The sequence below is a fragment of the Micromonospora sp. WMMD998 genome, from assembly GCF_029581235.1.
In the GTDB taxonomy this organism is placed as follows: Bacteria; Actinomycetota; Actinomycetes; order Mycobacteriales; family Micromonosporaceae; genus Micromonospora.
Map to the genome: position 1 here is coordinate 2,635,808 of NZ_CP120740.1, position 15,572 is coordinate 2,651,379.

General features: G+C 72.7%; 16 protein-coding genes. 10 read left to right on the forward strand and 6 right to left on the reverse strand.

The window, feature by feature from the left end; genetic code table 11:
• Positions 1 to 36: 36 nt before the first annotated feature.
• The 4 genes from O7619_RS12460 to O7619_RS12475 all read right to left on the reverse strand — a co-directional run bounded on the left by O7619_RS12460 (position 37) and on the right by O7619_RS12475 (position 5,155).
• Complete coding sequence (locus O7619_RS12460; protein ID WP_282287794.1) at positions 37 to 903, reverse strand: universal stress protein; 867 nt, start codon at positions 901 to 903, stop codon at positions 37 to 39.
• Positions 900 to 3,302 (reverse strand): phosphoketolase family protein, encoded by a 2,403-nt coding sequence (locus O7619_RS12465; RefSeq protein WP_282287796.1) that lies wholly within the window; start codon positions 3,300 to 3,302, stop codon positions 900 to 902. The genes O7619_RS12460 and O7619_RS12465 overlap by 4 nt, the downstream gene beginning before the upstream one ends.
• A 128-nt stretch (positions 3,303 to 3,430) precedes the next feature.
• Positions 3,431 to 4,261: a universal stress protein gene (locus O7619_RS12470; RefSeq protein WP_282287798.1), complete on the reverse strand. Its 831-nt coding sequence runs from the start codon at positions 4,259 to 4,261 to the stop codon at positions 3,431 to 3,433.
• Positions 4,262 to 4,354: 93 nt separating this feature from the next.
• On the reverse strand, positions 4,355 to 5,155 hold the full coding sequence (locus tag O7619_RS12475; RefSeq protein ID WP_282287799.1) for a PP2C family serine/threonine-protein phosphatase: 801 nt from the start codon (positions 5,153 to 5,155) through the stop codon (positions 4,355 to 4,357).
• A 103-nt stretch (positions 5,156 to 5,258) separates the two neighbouring features.
• Between O7619_RS12475 and O7619_RS12480 the strand changes: the two genes are divergently transcribed.
• The 6 genes from O7619_RS12480 (at position 5,259) to O7619_RS12505 (ending at position 10,531) form a co-directional block, all read left to right on the forward strand.
• Positions 5,259 to 5,495, forward strand: coding sequence for an HTH domain-containing protein (locus O7619_RS12480; RefSeq protein WP_107159391.1), 237 nt, complete (start codon positions 5,259 to 5,261; stop codon positions 5,493 to 5,495).
• The gene (locus O7619_RS12485) at positions 5,492 to 6,070 is read left to right on the forward strand and encodes a Clp protease N-terminal domain-containing protein (protein ID WP_282287801.1); all 579 of its coding nucleotides are present in this window, start codon (positions 5,492 to 5,494) and stop codon (positions 6,068 to 6,070) included. Before O7619_RS12480 ends, O7619_RS12485 begins: the two co-directional genes overlap by 4 nt.
• A gap of 91 nt (positions 6,071 to 6,161) precedes the next feature.
• A complete protein-coding gene (locus O7619_RS12490; RefSeq protein WP_282287803.1) occupies positions 6,162 to 7,169 on the forward strand; it encodes a diacylglycerol kinase family protein in 1,008 nt (335 codons plus the stop codon).
• Positions 7,162 to 8,163, forward strand: a complete 1,002-nt coding sequence (locus tag O7619_RS12495) for a YihY/virulence factor BrkB family protein (RefSeq protein ID WP_282287805.1) — start codon at positions 7,162 to 7,164, stop codon at positions 8,161 to 8,163. The genes O7619_RS12490 and O7619_RS12495 overlap by 8 nt, the downstream gene beginning before the upstream one ends.
• Before the next feature lie 77 nt (positions 8,164 to 8,240).
• The gene (locus tag O7619_RS12500; protein ID WP_282287807.1) at positions 8,241 to 9,731 is read left to right on the forward strand and encodes a phosphatase PAP2 family protein; all 1,491 of its coding nucleotides are present in this window, start codon (positions 8,241 to 8,243) and stop codon (positions 9,729 to 9,731) included.
• A gap of 5 nt (positions 9,732 to 9,736) precedes the next feature.
• Complete coding sequence (locus tag O7619_RS12505; RefSeq protein ID WP_282287809.1) at positions 9,737 to 10,531, forward strand: endonuclease/exonuclease/phosphatase family protein; 795 nt, start codon at positions 9,737 to 9,739, stop codon at positions 10,529 to 10,531.
• Here O7619_RS12505 and O7619_RS12510 read toward each other — a convergent pair.
• Entirely contained in the window at positions 10,528 to 11,163 is a 636-nt protein-coding gene (locus O7619_RS12510) for a GAP family protein (RefSeq protein ID WP_282287811.1), read from the reverse strand. The two genes, O7619_RS12505 and O7619_RS12510, sit on opposite strands and share 4 nt — an antisense overlap.
• Positions 11,164 to 11,220: 57 nt before the next feature.
• Positions 11,221 to 12,183, reverse strand: a complete 963-nt coding sequence (locus O7619_RS12515; RefSeq protein ID WP_282287813.1) for a TIGR03557 family F420-dependent LLM class oxidoreductase — start codon at positions 12,181 to 12,183, stop codon at positions 11,221 to 11,223.
• Positions 12,184 to 12,441: 258 nt separating this feature from the next.
• Here O7619_RS12515 and O7619_RS12520 point away from each other — a divergent pair, with 258 nt between their 5' ends.
• The 4 genes from O7619_RS12520 (at position 12,442) to O7619_RS12535 (ending at position 15,559) form a co-directional block, all read left to right on the forward strand.
• A complete protein-coding gene (locus tag O7619_RS12520; RefSeq protein WP_282287814.1) occupies positions 12,442 to 13,836 on the forward strand; it encodes a cellulase family glycosylhydrolase in 1,395 nt (464 codons plus the stop codon).
• Between the two features lie 303 nt (positions 13,837 to 14,139).
• Positions 14,140 to 14,331: a hypothetical protein gene (locus O7619_RS12525; RefSeq protein ID WP_282287815.1), complete on the forward strand. Its 192-nt coding sequence runs from the start codon at positions 14,140 to 14,142 to the stop codon at positions 14,329 to 14,331.
• A gap of 258 nt (positions 14,332 to 14,589) precedes the next feature.
• Positions 14,590 to 14,850, forward strand: a complete 261-nt coding sequence (locus O7619_RS12530; RefSeq protein ID WP_282287816.1) for a winged helix-turn-helix domain-containing protein — start codon at positions 14,590 to 14,592, stop codon at positions 14,848 to 14,850.
• A 139-nt stretch (positions 14,851 to 14,989) separates the two neighbouring features.
• Positions 14,990 to 15,559, forward strand: coding sequence for a hypothetical protein (locus tag O7619_RS12535; protein WP_282287817.1), 570 nt, complete (start codon positions 14,990 to 14,992; stop codon positions 15,557 to 15,559).
• Positions 15,560 to 15,572: the final 13 nt, after the last annotated feature.

A 15,572-nucleotide genomic window follows, 5' to 3' on the forward strand; every position in this document is an offset into this window, starting at 1 on the left:
CTCCTCTACCAAAGGCGTTAAGAGGGGGCCCCTCCTTCACTCCCGGACGACCGCGACGGGGCAGGCGGCGTGCTGGATGAGCTGCTGGCTCACCGAGCCGAGCAGCATGCCCCGCAGGCCGCCCCGGCCGCGGCTGCCGACCACCACGAGATGCGCCGACCGGCTCGCCTCCACCAGCAGCGACGCCGCGCTGCCGGGAACCGCCGTGATCTCCACCGGCACGTCGGGGAACGTCTCCCGCCACGGGGCCAGCTCCGCCTCGACGGCGGCCCGCTCGATCCCGGTGCTCTCCTCCGGGTCGAAGCCCGGCGACGCCCACCTGTCGCGCGGGGGGTCCCAGGCCCGCAGCACCCGCAGCGGCACGTCCCGCTGGGCGGCCCGCTCGACGGCGAAGCCGAGCGCCCGCAGCGCCGGCTCGGAACCGTCCGTGCCGACCACCACCGGCCCGGACGTGGCGACCTGGCCGTCCCGGACCACCACCACCGGGCAGTGGGCGTGCGCGGTGACGGAGACCGCGGTGGAACCGGCGAGCAGGCCGCCGAAACCGCCGTGCCCCCGGCTGCCGAGCACCAGCATCGCCGCCTCGGCCGAGCGTTCCTGGAGCACCAGCGCGGGCGGGCCGTCGAACACCTCGCCGTGCACGGTGACGCCGGGCCGCTCGGCGGCGGCGTCCGCCGCCGCCTTGCGGACCAGCTCCTCCACCTGCACCCGGGCGTGCTCGTCCGGCCAGATCCCCGGGGCCACGCCGGGACCGATCCAGCCGGCCACGGTCAACCACTCGAAGACGTACGCCAGCCGCACCGGCCGGCCCGAGCGGTCGGCCTCGTCCAGCGCCCAGCGCAGGGCCACCGCAGCGTCGGCGGAGCCGTCGTAGCCGACCAGGATCTCCTCGTTCGCACTCATTCGCCACTCCTGACAGCGGGGTTGGTTTCGCGGATCCAGCGCCACTCGACGACCCGAGGGTCGTCCTCGCCGTACTCGCGGGTGTGGTCGCGGCAGGCCTGGCGGGTGTCCACCATCTCCTGGCGCAGGTGGGCGGCGCGTGACCGCAGCCCGGGCACCCGGTCGATGGTGTCGATGACCAGGTGGAAGCGGTCCAGGTCGTTGAGCATCACCATGTCGAACGGCGTGGTGGTGGTGCCCTCCTCCTTGTAGCCGCGCACGTGCAGGTTCTCGTGGTTGGTCCGGCGGTAGGTGAGCCGGTGGATCAGCCACGGGTAGCCGTGGTAGGCGAAGATGACCGGCTTGTCGCGGGTGAAGATCGTGTCGAACTCGTTGTCCGGCAGGCCGTGCGGGTGTTCCGAGGGCGGTTGCAGGCGCATCAGGTCGACCACGTTCACCACCCGCACCTTCAGGTCGGGCAGGTGCTGGCGCAGCAGGTCGGCCGCCGCGAGGGTCTCCAGCGTCGGCACGTCGCCGGCGCAGGCGAGCACCACGTCCGGCTCGGCGCCGTCGTCGGTGCTCGCCCAGTCCCAGATGCCCAGGCCACGGCGGCAGTGTTGGATCGCCTCGTCCATGGTCAGCCAGTTCGGCGCGGGTTGCTTCCCGGCCACCACCACGTTGATGTAGTGCCGGCTGCGCAGGCAGTGGTCCATGGTGGAGAGCAGCGTGTTGGCGTCCGGCGGCAGGTAGACCCGCACCACTTCGGCCTTCTTGTTGGCCACGTGGTCGATGAAGCCCGGGTCCTGGTGCGAGAAGCCGTTGTGGTCCTGTCGCCAGACGTGGCTGGAGAGCAGGTAGTTCAGCGAGGCGATCGGCTCCCGCCAGGGGATGTGCCGGGTCACCTTGAGCCACTTGGCGTGCTGGTTGACCATCGAGTCGACGATGTGGATGAACGCCTCGTAGCTGGTGAAGAGTCCGTGCCGGCCGGTCAGCAGGTAGCCCTCCAGCCAGCCCTCGCAGAGGTGTTCGGAGAGCACCTCCATCACCCGGCCGTCGGGGGAGAGGTGGTCGTCGCCGGGTTGCCGGCGGCCGACGAACGCGCGGTCGGTGACCTCGAACGCGGCGCCGAGCCGGTTGGAGGCGACCTCGTCCGGGCCGAACAGGCGGAACGTCTCCGGGTTACGGGTGATCACGTCGCGGACCCAGGGTCCGAGCGCGCCGGTCGCGCCGGCCACCGTGCCGCCGGGCTCCTCGACGTCGACCCCGTAGTCGCGGAAGTCCGGCAGGTCCAGCTCGCGCAGCAGCTTGCCGCCGTTGGCGATCGGGTTGGCGCTCATCCGGCGGTCGCCGGTCGGGGGCAGCGCGGCCAGCTCGGCCACCGGGCCGCCGGTGGCGTCGAACAACTCCTCCGGCCGGTAGCTGCGCAGCCAGCGCTCCAACTCGGCCAGGTGCGCCGGGTTGTCGCGTACCTCGGCGATGGGCACCTGGTGGGCGCGGAAGGTCCCCTCGACCTGCTTGCCGTCGACGTCCGCCGGCCCGGTCCAGCCCTTCGGCGTACGCAGCACGATCATCGGCCAGCGGGGGCGCTCGACGTCGCCGCCGGAGCGGGCCCGGCGCTGGATCTCGGCGATCTCGTCGACCGCCCGGTCGAGGGTCGCGGCGAGCAGGTGGTGCACGGCCGTCGGGTCGTCGCCCTCGACCACGTACGGCTGATAGCCGTAGCCGCGCATCAGGTCCAGCAGGTCCTCGGCGGGGATCCGGTCCAGCACGGTCGGATTGGCGATCTTGTAGCCGTTGAGGTGCAGGATCGGCAGCACCGCCCCGTCCCGGGCCGGGTTGAGGAACACATTCGACAGCCAGCTTCCGGCGAGCGGGCCGGTCTCCGCCTCGCCGTCGCCGATCACGCAGGCGACCAGCAGGTCGGGGTTGTCGAACGCGGCGCCGTAGGCGTGGCTCAGCGCGTACCCCAGCTCGCCGCCCTCGTGGATCGAACCCGGCACCTCCGGCGCCACGTGGCTGGGGATGCCGCCGGGGAAGGAGAACTGGCGGAACAGCCGCTGCATGCCGGACTCGTCCCGGGGGATGTGGTGGTGGAGCTCGCTGTAGGTGCCCTCCAACCAGGTGTTGGCGACGAGCGCGGGGCCGCCGTGGCCCGGGCCGGTGATGAAGATCGCGGACAGGTCCCGGTCGACGATGACGCGGTTGAGGTGCGCGTAGAGCAGGTTGAGTCCCGGGCTGGTGCCCCAGTGGCCCAGCAGCCGCGGCTTGATGTGCTCGGGCCGCAGCGGCTCGCGGAGCAGCGGGTTGTCGAGCAGGTAGATCTGCCCGACGGTCAGGTAGTTCGCCGCCCGCCAGTAGGCGTCCAGCCGGCGCAGGTCGTCGTCGGTCAGGGGGCTGTGCAGGTCCAGCGCGGTCTCCATGCTGCCTTACCCTCTCGTGGCTCGGGGTCGTCTGCCACTCGGGGAGGCGTCTGCCGTCCCCGACACGTCCAATCTCTCCCGTGCCCGGTGGCGCCGGTCAGGGCCGTAGGTCCCGGGCCGGGTGGGCGTCATGACCCGTCCCGGGCGTCCGGGTCGAGCCCGCGTACCACGATCAGCGGGGCCGGCGCGTGGTAGAGCAGGGACTGGCTCACCTCACCCAGGCTGGACCGCACCGGCCCGTCGCCCCGAGCGCCGACGAAGGTGAGCTGCGCCGAGCGGGACCGGTCGAGCAGGACGGCCCGGGGGTCGCCACGAACGGTCTCGCAGCTCGCGGCCACCTGAGGGTGTCGGGCGGCGTGGCGGTTGACCGCCTCTTCGAGTACGCCGTCGCCGTCGTCGTCGCGGTCCGGCTCGACCACCCGGACGGCGAGCAGCCGGGCGCCCCGGCGTTCGGCGCAGTCGAAGGCGTAGCCGAGGGTGCCGTGGGAGCCCGGCGAGCCGTCGTAGCCGACGAGCAGCGGACCGGGCGGGGCCGGTTCGGTCCGGCCGATCAGGACCGGGCAGCCGGCCCGGGCGGCCAGTTCGACGGCCGGCGCGTCGGCCGGTACGCAGGCCGGGCAGGTGGCCATGCCGCCGTCGCCGAGCGCGACCAGGAACGCGACGTCGGCGGCCCGCAGCAGCGCCTCGACCGGTGAGCCCTCCACGATCTCGCCGCTGACCGGCACCTCCGGCGCGGCGGCGGCGGCGATCTGGCGGGCCTGTTCGAGCAGGTTCTCCGCGTCGGTGCGGGTGCCGCCGGCCGGGGCGGGGCCGGAGGTCGCGGCCCAGTTGAACGCGTGCAGCAGGTGCAGCGGCCGGTCGTGCGCGGCGGCCTCGCCGGCGGCCGTGCGGACCACCGTGAGGGCCTCCGTCGACGGGCCCACGCCGACGACCACCGCGCCGTGGCCGGGTGCGGCCATTGCGGCTCACCTCCCGACCGCGCTTTCCCCCACGGTAGACGGGTGGTCGGGTCGGCCGGACCGGGTCGCCGGATTCGGCGGGGGTCGGGATGCTCAGCGCGGGGCGGGCAGGGTGGGGTGGACGCGCAGCACCACGGCGGTGGCGTTGTCGTCGCCGCCGGCGTCGAGGCTGGCGTCGAGGAGGGCCTGGGCGGTGCGGGTCGGGTCCCGCCGGACGGCGAGCAGGTCCCGCAGCCGGTGGTAACCGAGCTGGTCGCTCACCCCGTCGGTGCAGAGCAGCCAGGTGTCGCCGCGCCGCAGCGGCACGGCGAGCAGGTCCGGATCGGGCCGGTCCGGGTGGCCGACGTAGCGCAGCAGTTGGTAGCGGGCCCGGACCGCCTCCGGCGAGCCGACCGGCCACCAGCCGTGCAGCACGCCGAGCCAGGCCATCGTGTGGTCGACCGTGACCAGCTCCAGCAGCCCGTCGCGCAGCCGGTAGGCCCGCGAGTCGCCGATCTGCACCAGCCAGCCCTGGCCGCCGTCCGGCTCGACCACGAGCGCGGTGAGCGTGCACCCGGTCAGCCCGACAAGCGCCGCGCCGGCACGGCGCACCCGGGTCTGGGTCACGGTGGTGGCGGCCCGCAGCCCGGCGGCGTCGACGGTCGGCCAGGCGGCGCGGACCTGTTCGACGAAGGTCGCGGTCGCGGTCGCCCCGGCCACCCGGCTGCCCTCGCCCTCGCCCATGCCGTCGCAGACCACGGCCAGCGGCAGTGTCTCGTCGACGTGCAGCACATCGTAGTTCTCCGGGTAGTGGTGCCCGACCACGCTGCCCCCGGCGATCTCCAGGGTGAGCCGGCCGGCGGTGAGCCGGCGCGCGGCCCCGACCGGCTGGTCCAGCGGACGGCGACGGAACACCTACGGAACGTAACACCGGGTGGTGGCGGGCGGGGGACTGGCGACGGCGTGTCTTCTGTCAACCAGGGTTGACAGGAGCCGAGTGTCAACCTACATTGACGGCATGAGTCAAGCGACGGAACTCGCGGCGGCGGCCGGCAGCACCGACCCGAAGGTCGGCCTGCGCGCGGTCCTCGCCCTGCGCCGGCTGCTCGAACGGCTCGAGGTGGTCCAGGTGGACAACGCCCGGCGACAGGGCTGGTCCTGGCAGGAGATCGCCGACGCGCTCGAGGTCAGCCGGCAGGCGGTCCACAAGAAGCACGCCGGGCGGCCGGCGGTACGCGAGAGCTGGGAGGCATGATGTTGGAACGATTCACCGACCGGGCCCGGGCCGTGGTGCACCACGCGGTCGACGAGGCCCGGACCGAGGGCCGGCGTCCGGTCGGCACCGAGCACCTCCTGCTCGGCGTGCTGGCCGACCGCGACAACCTGGCGGTCCGGCTGCTCAGCGCCGGTGGCATCCAGGCCGACACCCTGCGCGCGGCGGTGGCCCGGCACACCGCGCAGGGCGTCGACGGGCTCGGCGCGGCGGACGCGGCGGCGCTGCGCGAGATCGGCATCGACCTCGCCGCGATCGTGGCCCGGATCGAGGAGTCCTTCGGCCCGGACGCGCTGCGCGAGGCGGCGCCGCGCCCACGCCGGTGGTGGCGGCGCCGGCACGGCAGCGGCCGGTTCTCACCCCGGGCCAGAAAGGTGCTGGAACTGTCGCTGCGCGAGGCGCTGCGGCTGCACCACCGGCACATCGGCACCGAGCACATCCTGCTCGGGCTGCTGCGGGAGGGCGACGGCCTGGCCGCGCAGGTGCTCACCGAGGCCGGCGCCGACCTCGACGACCTGCGGCTGCGGGTCGAGGCGGCGCTGCGCGAGGCGGCCTGACGCCGGCGACGATTCCAAACCTGATTGCGGTCCTCGCAACGACCCCGCCCGCCGGGTCGCCGCCGCGCCCGACGTCCTGCACACTGACGCCGTGGACGGTGCAGACGACAAGCGCCCGGTGACCGCGGAGAACCCGACCCCGCGCTCCGCCGTGGTGGTCAACCCGGTGAAGGTGGCCGACCTGGACGAGTTCCGGCGGACGGTGGACGGCGCGCTCGACGCCGCCGGCTGGCCGGCCCCGACCTGGCACGAGACCACGGTCGAGGACCCGGGTCGGGGCCAGGCCGAGGAGGCCGTCCGGGCCGGGGCCGAGGTGGTCTTCGCCTGCGGCGGCGACGGCACCGTGATGGCCTGCGTCACCGCGCTCGCCGGCACCGACGTGGCACTGGCCGTGCTGCCCCAGGGCACCGGCAACCTGCTCGCCGCCAACCTCGGCCTCTCCGGCGACCTCGCCGCCGGGCTCCAGGTCGCCGTCGAGCGCGGGATGCGCCGGCTCGACGTGGGCGTGGTCGGCGACCAGTGCTTCGCGGTGATGGCCGGGATGGGCTTCGACGCCCAGATGCTCGACTCCACCTCCGAGACCACCAAGAAGCGCATCGGCTGGCCGGCCTACCTGGTCGGCGCCGCCCGTCACCTGCGGGACCGGCCGATGCGGGTCTCGGTGCGGATCGACGGCGGGCCGCCGCTGCGCCGCCGCGCCCGCTCGGTCCTGGTCGCCAACGTCGGCCGCCTCCAGGGCGGGGTACGCCTGCTCACCGACGCCGAGCCCGACGACGGCTGGCTCGACGTGGCGGTGCTGACCCCGCGCCGGCTCGGGCACTGGGTGGCCATGGGCTGGGCGGTGATGCGTCGCCGCGGCAGCGTGCCCCGGATGGAGGTGTTCCGGGCCCGCACCGTCGAGATCGCCAGCAACCGGGCCCAGCCCCGCCAGCTCGACGGCGACCTGATCGAGCCGGGCCGCTCGCTCAGCGCCACCATCCGGCCCGAGTCGCTCTGGCTCTGCGTCCCGCAACCCGAGGACCACCCCGACCTGGCCGAGGACGCCGAGGCGGTCGGCGAGCGCGGCGAGCACCTGGTCGAGGAGGCGCGCCGTGAGTAGCACCAAGCTCGTCCCCGAGACCCGGCTGATGAGCTCCGACCAGCTCTCCGCCGACGACGCCTGGCACACGCTGCGCCGGCACGGGGGCTGGTGCCTGCTGCGGGACGCCTTCATCCGGTTCCGCTACGGCGACGGCTTCAGCCACTCCCGGGCCCTGGCGCTCCAGCTCTGCCTGGCCGTGGTGCCGTTCCTGATCGCGCTCACCGGCCTGATCACCGACCTCGGGGCGGACGAGGGCGGCAAGGTCGTGGCCGACACGGTGCTGGCGATCACGCCCGGGCAGAGCCAGTCCATGGTGCAGGAGCTGCTGTCCGACTCGGACCGCACCGAGGACGCCGGCGAGCTGGCGCTGACCCTCGGTCTGATCACCGGCCTGGTGGCGCTGACCACCACGATGGCGCAGATCGAACGCGGCGCCAACCGGATCTACGGCGTCGAGCGGGACCGCCCGGCGTTCCCCAAGTACGTGCGCGCCGCGGTGCTCGCCGTGGTCGCCGGCGTGCCCGCGCTGATCGGGTTCCTGATCCTCGTCGGCGGCGGCGCGGTGGGCGACTCGGTCCGCCGGCACTACGAATGGGGTGTCGTCGCCACCGTGATCTGGGACGTGGTCCGCTGGCCGCTCAGCCTCGGCCTGACCGTGCTCGCCGTCGCCGCGCTGTTCCGGCACACCCCTCGACGCCGGCAGCCCAGCCTGTCCTGGCTCTTCTTCGGCGCCGGCATCGCCATCGCCATCTGGTGGGTGGCCAGCCTGCTGCTCGCCGCGTACGTGAAGTACAGCGGCGGTTTCGGCCAGACCTACGGCGCGTTGACCGGCATGATGGCGTTGCTGCTCTGGGCCAACCTCACCGGGATGGCGCTCTTCGGCGGGCTGGCCTTCGCCGCCCAGTTGGAGGCGATGCGGATCGGGGTGGAGGAGCCGGCCCAGCCCGACCTGTGGGAGCCGGACGCGCAGCGCAAGGAACTGTTCGACACCGGCGACATGACCGCGCTCTGACGCCGCGCCGGCACGGCGTGTACGAAACCCACCGATCGGGTACACCGCGCCTCGCAGAAGAACGAGGGAGGTGCGGTGTGACCGAGGTCAGGGAGTCGGGTCGCCGGCCGCTCGGCCACTTCGCGGAGCGGAGCCTGGTCGGGCTGCTCGCGGTGGCCGGGGCGGGCGTGGCGTTCGGCGTGCTGCTCATGCTCGTCCGGTTCCGGTGGAGCCCGCTCCAGCACGCCGACCACGAGGCGGCCGAGTGGTTCAACAACCTCGTGGCGCCGCACCACCCGCTGGTCACGGTGCTCCAGGCGATCACCGACCTGGGCGGCCGACCGGTGCTGATCTGGCTGGTCACCATCGCCGTGGTGGGCCTGCTGATCCGTCGCCAGCCCCGGCTGGCGGTCTACCTGATCATCACCGGTGTGGGCGGGCTGATCCTCGACCCGTCGCTCAAGGCGCTCGTCGGGCGGCTGCGTCCGGTGGTGGACGTGCCGGTCGCGAGCGCGCCCGGCAACAGCTTCCCCAGCGGCCACGCGCTCGGCTCGTTCGTCGCGTACGGGGCGCTGCTGCTGGTGTTCCTGCCGGCCATGGCGCCGCGCTGGCGCAAACCGGCCATCGCCATCGCCGCCGTGCTCGTCTTCCTGGTCGGGCTGACCCGGATCGCGCTGGGCGTGCACTTCGTCTCCGACGTGCTCGGCGGCTGGCTGCTCGGCGCGGCCTGGCTGGGCGTCACCGCGTACGCCTTCCGGCTGTGGCGACGCGAGCGCGGCCGGCCGGTGCCGCCGCTGACCGAGGGCCTGGAGCCGGAGGCGGGCGCGGAGATCGCCCCCGCCCCGGCCGAGGAGAAGGTGCTGGAGCACCCCCGGTCCGCGGTGGCCGAGCTGCTGGTCGGCTGGGTGATCGTCTTCGGCGCGCTCTACGCCTTCGGCATGTACGTCAGCTACCACGCCAAGGGCACCGTCTTCGACTGGCTCGACACCGAGGTGCCCCGCTGGTTCGCCGCCCGGCACACCGACGCGCTCACGGATCTGAGCTGGTGGTGGAGCAAGTTCGGCGACACCCACGCCATCCTGCTGGTCTCGCTGGTGTTCTGCCCGATCGTGCTGGCCGTGTGGCGTCGCTGGCGGCCGGTGCTGTTCGTGGTGCTGGCGATGTTCGGCGAGCTGAGCCTCTTCCTGTCCAGCGCGCGGGTGGTGGAGCGACCCCGCCCGCCGGTAGAGAACCTGGACGGGCAGATGCCCACCTCGTCGTTCCCGTCCGGGCACATCGCGGCGACCATCTGCCTCTGGGCCGCGATGGCGATCATCGTGTTCCCCCGCACCGACAGGTGGTGGCGGTGGCTGTTTGTGGCGATGGCCGTGATCATGCCGGTCGGCGTGGCGACCTCCCGGATGTACCGGGGCATGCACCACCCGACCGACTTCATGGGCGCGATCATCCTCGGCGCGCTCTGGCTGTCGCTGCTGTGGTGGGTGATCCGGCCGAACGCCGACGTTGAGCGGGGCAACCAGCCGGCGATCGAATCCGAGCAGGTGGACGAGCTGGACGACGAGCTGGCCAAGGCCGGCCGGGCGGACTGACCCCGATGCTGCGGGTGATGACCTGGAACATCCGCACCGGCGGGCGGGACCGCGACGGCACCGACCGCCGGGACCGGATCGTCTCGGTCATCGCCGCGCAGCGCCCCGACGTGCTGGCGCTTCAGGAGCTGCGCGGGCTGGACCGCACCCTCGGCGGGCTGGCGGAGCGGGCCGGAATGGCGCCGTACGTGGCCCGGTCCTGGTTCGGCCAGCCGGTGGCGGTGCTGGTCCGCCCGCCGCTGCGGGTGCTACGCGCCGGGCGGGTGCGCCGGCCGTTCCACCACGCCGCCGCCCGGGTCGAGGTGGCCACCGGGGCCGGGCCGCTGACCGTGTTCAGCACCCACCTCAACCCGTACTCCGGTGGGCGGCGGCGGATGGAGGCGGACTGGCTGGCGGCGGCGGTGCGGCGCACCGGGGGAGAGCTGGCCCTGCTCGTCGGGGACCTGAACACGCTGGACCCGGGCGTCGAGCACACCGACCGGCTGGCCGGGCTCGCCCCCGGCTACCGGCGCCGGCACCTGCGCCGCGACGGCCGTACCGTGGACACCCGCGCGGTGGCCCGGCTGCTCGACGGCGGCCTGGTCGACCTCTGGCCGCGCTCCGGCGGCGACGAGCCCGGCGGGTTGACCGTGCCGACCCGGCACGGCGGCGCGGAGTTCGCCGGGATGCGCCTGGACTACCTGCTCGCCACCCCGGCGCTCGCCGACCGGGTCCGCGCGGTGCGGGTGGTCCGCGACGGCGGGGCCGACGCCGCCTCCGACCACTACCCGGTCCTGGCCGAGCTGGACCTCGGCCCCTAAACCAGGTCGGACAGCACGATCGCCACGAAGATCAGGATCACCGCCTCGCTGATGATCCACGAGTGCGCGTTGGACCAGTCGCGGACCTTCGGCAGCAGCCGCTCCGCGCGGGCGCCGAGCAGCACCAGCGCGAGCAGCGGCAGTGCCAGCAGCAGCACGGTGAGCACCAGGAACGGCAGCAGGTGCCACCACGGCCGGTCGTGACCGGCCAGGCTGCCGGCGACCGACGCCATGGTGACCTCGTCGCTGGGCATGGCGAGGAAGAGCACCACGCCGAGACCGAACGCGAACGCGGGCCGCGGATCCTCCAACCTGCGCATCCAGCCCGGCGGCTGGTTCCGCTCGCGCCTCAGGAACGTGATCACCATGAGTACGAGCAGCAGCACCAGCACGATCCAGTCGATCAGGTGCCGGCTGCCGCTGTCCTTCGCGCCGTTGCCGGCGCTGTGCCGGACCGCCCGGAACACGCCGTACCAGACGGTCAGCGGAATGAGCACCCCCAGCGCGGCGCCCGCCAGGTAGGCCACCGAACTGCGGCGCGGGTCGCGGCTGGCGGCCAGGAAGACCGCGCTGACCAGTTGCGGCCCGGCGACCATCACGAACGCCAGCGGCAGCACGGTCAGCAGGTTCATGGGCTCATTCTGTTGCCGCCCCAGCGGTGGCGCGGCCGGTTCCCGAAACGCGCGGCGTCACAGCTCGCGCAGTCGGGGCAGCAGTTCCTCCCGGGCCCAGTCGATGAACATCGGCTGACTGTCGCCGCCCACCTGGACCAGCGCCACGTGGGTGAAGCCGGCGTCGACGAACTTCTTGAACGCCTCGACGTGCCGGTCGGTGTCCGGGCCGCAGGAGATGCCCTCGGCCACGTCCTCCTCGCGGACGAACTGGGTGGCCGCCGCGAACGCGTCCGGGTTCGGCAGGTCGGCGTTGACCTTCCAGCCCATCCCGAACCAGCGGAACTGGTCGTGCACGATCTTGCGGCACTCCTCCTCATCCGGCCCGTAGCAGATGGCCACCTGGCCGTAGCGGGGTCGGCCCACGCCGCCGGCCTCCTCGTACATGTCGATCAGGTGGGACAGCGGGTCGGTGGCGATCATGGCGTCGGCGTACTCGGCGGCGAGCGTGGCCGACTGCCGGCCGGACGCGGCCACCGCCATCGGCACCGGGCGCTCCGGGCGGTCCCAGACGTAGGCGTCGGGCACGTCGAAGTGGTTACCGGAGAACGTCAGCGTCTCGCCGTTGAGCAGCGGCCTGATGATCTGGAGCGCCTCCTCGAACATCTCGTGCCGCTGCTGCACGTGCGGCCACCCGCCCACCACGTGCTCGTTCAGGTTCTCCCCGGCGCCGAGACCGAGCGTGAACCGCCCGTCCGAGAGCACGCCGATGGTGCTGGCCTTCTGCGCCACCACCGCCGGGTGGTAGCGCCGGATCGGGCAGGTGACGAACGAGAGCAGTTCGGGCCGGCTGGTCGCGTGCGCGACCGCGCCGAGCACCGACCAGGCGTACGGGGAGTGGCCCTGCGACTCCAACCACGGGTAGTAGTGGTCGGACATGACCAGATGGTCGAAACCGGCCGCCTCGGCGCGCACGGCGTGGTCGACCAGGTCCTTCGGGCCGGCCTGCTCGCACATCAGGGTGTAGCCGACGTTGACCATGTCGCCTCTCCTTCCGGGTGGATCGTCCCGGGATACCCCGCCGGGGGCCGGTCAACCTTGACGTGTGGCCAGATGCTGCCTAAGGTCCGGCTTAACCGGTTCAGGCCGGGAGGCGCACCATCCTGTGGTGGGGGTGACCGCCCCTGTGGCGGCCCGTGACGACACGGGCCGCCACAGGACTTAACCGGTTGCCTTCGGCGATGCATCGTCCTACGCTGATGCCGGCGTCCGGGACGTCGCCACCTTCTGAGGACAGCCATGAAGAAAATGCTCTCCGTCGCGGGCGTCGCCCTGCTGACGGCCCTCGCCTCCGTCTTCGCCTTCGGGCAGCCGGCGCAGGCCGCCACCGGTTTCTCCGTCTCCAACGGGCGGCTCTACGACGCCAACGGCACCGAGTTCGTCATGCGCGGGGTCAACCACGCGCACACCTGGTACCCGCAGCAGACCAGCTCGTTCGCCAACATCAAGGCGCTCGGCGCCAACACCGTCCGGGTGGTGCTTGCCACCGGCGACCGGTGGACGAAGAACAGCGCCGCCGACGTGGCGAACGTGATCTCGCTGTGCAAGGCCAACCGCCTCATCTGCGTGCTGGAGGCGCACGACACCACCGGGTACGGCGAGGACGGCGCGGCCACCACCCTGGCCAAGGCCACCGACTACTGGCTGAGCATCGCCGACGTGCTCAAGGGCCAGGAGAAGTACGTCATCGTCAACATCGGCAACGAGCCGTTCGGCAACCAGGGCTACAGCGCCTGGACCACCGACACCTCGAACGCGATCAAGCGGCTGCGCGCCGGCGGCCTCACCCACACGATCATGGTGGACGCGCCGAACTGGGGCCAGGACTGGACGTTCACCATGCGCGACAACGCCGGCACCGTGTTCGCCGCCGACCCGCAGCGCAACACCGTCTTCTCCATCCACATGTACGGCGTCTTCGACACCGCCGCGGAGATCACCGACTACCTGGGCCGGTTCCGCACCGCCGGGCTGCCCATCGTGGTCGGCGAGTTCGGCTTCAACCACTCCGACGGCAACCCCGACGAGGACACCATCATGTCGTACGCCCAGGCCAACCGGATCGGCTACCTGGGCTGGTCGTGGAGCGGCAACGGCGGCGGCGTCGAATACCTCGACATGACCACCAACTTCAACCCGGCCCAGCTCACCAGTTGGGGCCAGCGCATCTTCGCCGGGGCCAACGGCATCACCGCCACCTCCCGCGAGGCCTCGGTCTACGCCGGCAGCTCGCCCAGCCCGACGACCAGCCCCACCACCAGCCCGAGCCCGACCACGAGCCCCACCACCAGCCCCAGCCCGACCACGCCGCCGACCAGCACACCGCCGCCGGCCGGTGGCTGCACCGCCGCCTACACCGTCACCAACTCCTGGCAGGGCGGCTTCCAGGGCGACGTCAAGGTGACCGCGGGCTCCGCCGCGATCAGCGGCTGGACGGTGAAGTGGACCTTCGCCAACGGTCAGGCCGTCAGCCAGGCGTGGAACGCCACGGTCAGCAACAGCGGGTCGAACTGGACCGCCCGCAACGTGGACTACAACGGCCGGCTCGGCGCCGGCGCGAGCACCAGCTTCGGCTTCATCGGCAGTTGGACCGGCACCAACGCGACGCCCGCGGTGACCTGCACCGCGAGCTGACCGACCCCGCGCACGCCGGTGGCCGGGTCCGCGCGGACCCGGCCACCCTTCTCCGGGTACGCCTCAGGCCGGTGCGGTCGGACCGTCGGCGTGCCTGCTGGGAGGGCAGAGACGACTCAGCCTCCGCCGCCTCGGCTTCGATTCGACCGAACCATTCGGCGGTCACTCCGGCACCCGGACACACCCATACCGTTCCATCCACTAGCCGGGCGGGGCGTGGGTGGAACGCTATGGGTGTCTCCAGCGCCCTGACACACCCGTGGCGTTCCACTCGCCGGCCAAATGGGGCGTGGGTGGAACGCTATGGGTGTCTCCAGCACCCGTCGAGAGCAGCCGCGCGAAGCGGCGGAAGACGAACCCGGCGTACTCACCCTCGCCTCGAAACGCTTCTTAACCCGAACCGTCCTCTCGGAAGGCGACGCACTCTCGGGCGTGATCCTCGATCGCCTCAGCCAGTTCGGACAGCGCCGTGAGTCGATGCATCGGCAACGGTGAGCCGCACTCGCCGCACTCCAACCGGTCAATCCGGGTAGGCCACCACCAAACGTTGGTGTTGACTGGCACGCGCATCGGCTCTTCCTCGGACAGCACCGATCCACCTCCGTGACAAGCCGGTGGGGCGCCCTGATCCGTGCCGGGGGTCAGGACGCCCTCCGATGGCCGACGGTCCGCACCGACATGACGTCCACCACGAGCCGCGCCTTTCCTGAAAATCTAGTGCCAGTAGTGCAAGCAGGGCAAGCAGTGCCAGGCGTGTCAGCGGTGCTGATCCGGGTAGGCGGCACGATGACGCCCGTGCCCATCCCGCACACGGCGAAGGAGATCGCCGACGATCTGACCCGCCGCATCGGCGCCGGGGAGTTTCCGCGCGGGAGCCGCCTGCCGACGTACGACGCACTTGCCGCTGAGTACGGCTCAGCCCGGCGCACCGTCGCACGTGCCGTGGACATCCTCAAAGCGCACGGCATCGTGGTGGGCGTACCGGGGTCGGGAACATACGTTGCAGAGGCGTAGGCGCCCGGCGACGATCCTCAGGAAACGGCGTCGGCCCGAATCCTGACACTGGGCGAGGTGCGGGCGTACGGGCCGGGCTGCCGTACGATCTGGCGCGCGTCGCGCCGACCGGCCGGCGCGATCGTCGGGAGGGGACGCGATGAGTACGCCGGGGACCAGGGGACGACCGTCGGGGCTGGTGATCGGCTCGCTCGTGGCGATCTCGTTCGGGACCGTCTTCATCCTGGTCAACAGCGGTGGCCTGCCTTCGCCGTGGCCGCTCGTGGTGCGGGTGGTCGGTCTGCTGGTGGCCGCGCTGCTCCTGGTCGGCCTGTTCCGGGTGGCCCGGCACGCCCCACCGGCAGCGCAGGGACCGGAGGCGGCCGGGTTCATGGACCGCCGCTACTGGATCGTGGTGGCGCTGGAGGCGGTCGCCCTCTTCGGCGGCCTGGCCGTGATCAACGGCGTGCTCGACCGGCCCGCCGTGGCGGTGGCCTGGGTCGCGGTGGTGGTCGGCGTGCACTTCTTCGGCCTGGCGACGGTCTGGAAGATGCCGCGTTACCACTGGCTCGGCGCGGTGATGACCGCGCTCGGCGTGGCCGGCTTCCTCACCTACGCCCTCGGCGGCGACGCGGGAGCGGTCGGCCTGGTCTCCGGTGTGGGCTGCGGCGCCGCCCTGTTCGCCACCGTGGCCCTGGCGCTGCGCGACACCACCCGCCGGCCGACCTGACATCCGCTCGGCT